Annotated in this window: 1 protein-coding gene and 1 pseudogene; both read right to left on the bottom strand. The window is 63.6% G+C overall.

What is annotated here, in order from left to right; translation table 11 throughout:
* Nucleotides 1-33: 33 nt before the first annotated feature.
* Entirely contained in the window at nt 34-327 is a 294-nt protein-coding gene (locus ACWCPI_RS38915; RefSeq protein ID WP_451042673.1) for a hypothetical protein, read from the bottom strand.
* 180 nt (nt 328-507) lie between these two features.
* Nucleotides 508-867: pseudogene (locus ACWCPI_RS38920) on the bottom strand (GNAT family N-acetyltransferase); the annotation flags it as partial.
* Nucleotides 868-1,496: the final 629 nt, after the last annotated feature.

The raw sequence follows: 1,496 nt of genomic DNA on the forward strand, positions 1-1,496 counted from the left end.
GCGGAACCGTATCCCGTCGATCAGGTCCTACAACTACCAGCCGCCCAGGAAGTGATGACCTCCGGGCCAGCCTTGCTTGTCGGCAAACGATCGTTCGCGTCGGGAGACATGCCCGCCCACTGGTTCCTCGGGTATCCCGGCGTTCACCGAGGCCAGAGCGGTTCGCTTCCAGGCGTTCTCGATCAGATCAACGCTGTGGCGGAGGCTGCGTAGAGGCTGCCGGGCAACACCGGCGGTCGACCCGGTCTGCACACCGCGCAACTGGAGCAGCTGTTCCTCGGCGCTCTCGATCACACGGGTGATCAGCGTGTGCTGTTCGGCGGGCACCGCCGCGCGCCACATCCTGCCCGAGCCGGGCGCCTTCGTTGACAGCTGACGATCCCGTCTTGGCGGACCCCGCTCTCACGGGCGGTGTCCGCCGACAGAAAGTACCCGTGTTACCACTGCCCAGCTCGCTTGTTGAGCGTGCTCGGCTGTCCTTGCCTTCCATTGGTCTGCCGTCATACGTCAGATGACATCGATCCCCACTTCGCTAGGAGCGATGGGCCCTTCAGTTGCCCGTATGCGCTCAACCTCAGTGAATCCCAAGTGGCGGGCGACGGCTCCGCTGGCCGGGTTGGCGGCATCGTGATGGATCTCGATGCGGTCGATGCCCGCGAGCTGGAAGCCCTGCCGGACAAGAGCCGCTGCGGCCATCGTGGCCAGCCCCCGTCCGGTCCAATCAGGGTGGATCCAGTAGCCGATGTCGAGGCCGCCGGCTCCGATGCGGCGCACGAGGCCGCAGCTGCCGATCACCGCAGCATCTGATGTGATCGCATAGCCGAAGGCTTGCCTGGTCTCCCACTCTTCCTGGTTGCGGGCGAGGAAATCAGAGGTTTGCTGTCACCCAGAGTCGGCTGCCCAGGGCATCCACGGCACCAGATGGTCCAGGGACCCGTGGATCGCCCGTTCCAAGGCGTCGAGATCGCTCGTGCGCCACCGGCGCAGTTCAACCTGGTCAGACGTGAGGCTTTCGGCAGGCTCTTCCATCCATCGGATGCTTTCGCAGCCCAGCTGAGACCGATAACGCGTTATCGGTTGACCGTCACTCAACCAGGCACGGTTGAGGTTCCTCGGCCAAGGGCTCGTGACATCTGCGGAGGCGCCGACTCTCCGTCGCCTCCCAAACCGGTGGACAAACGCTGCTACTGAACGCGAACGAAGCCATCCGGCGGGCGCTTTCACAACGGATGCCCAGCGGATCAAGCAAACCGGGTCCCCGGGAGGTGGGGACAGGGCTGCCCCCCTTCGCACGCTGCTGCCTGGTTCTTTTCGCCGAGCAGGGCGAGGGGGGATGGACGAGGAACGGGATCCCGACGAGCTGTGACTGATCGCTTCAGTTGGCCGGTGTGGTGAGTCGGGTTTTTTTGGGCGGGCAAAAACGACGGTGGGAGCTTGCGTGTGGGGTAAAAAAGTTATAAAAAAGTGGCAAAAGGTGAAGCAGGGTTAGAGATTTG

Source organism: Streptomyces sp. NPDC001920 (genome assembly GCF_053594495.1).